This is a genomic window from Cognatundibacterium luofuense, assembly GCF_018139685.1.
GTDB classification, from domain to species: Bacteria; Pseudomonadota; Gammaproteobacteria; order Burkholderiales; family Burkholderiaceae_D; genus Undibacterium; species Undibacterium luofuense.
Genome location: NZ_JAGSPN010000513.1, coordinates 1 through 303, shown reverse-complemented (window position 1 = coordinate 303; position 303 = coordinate 1). Strand labels below are relative to the sequence as shown.

The 303-nt window shown below is 49.2% G+C and carries 1 protein-coding gene; it reads left to right on the top strand.

Features of this window, described 5'->3' with window-relative positions; genetic code table 11:
- Window positions 1-45: 45 nt before the first annotated feature.
- The coding region (gene thyA / locus KDM89_RS21465; protein ID WP_212689817.1) for a thymidylate synthase at window positions 46-303 on the top strand (258 nt) is incomplete at its 3' end.

Genomic DNA, 303 nt, shown 5'->3' with positions numbered 1-303 from the left:
GGGTGTATACTAGCGCCTCGATTTTTTCTCACATGTGGACTCACTATGCGCCAATACCTCGACTTCATGCGTCATGTACGTGACCATGGAACCACAAAGACAGACCGGACCGGAACCGGCACTGTTTCGGTGTTTGGCTATCAGATGCGGTTTGACCTGAATCAGGGCTTTCCGCTCGTTACCACCAAAAAACTACACCTGAAATCCATCGTGCATGAACTGATCTGGTTCCTGCAAGGATCTACTAATATCCGCTATCTCAAAGAGAATGGCGTCTCGATCTGGGATGAATGGGCCGATGAA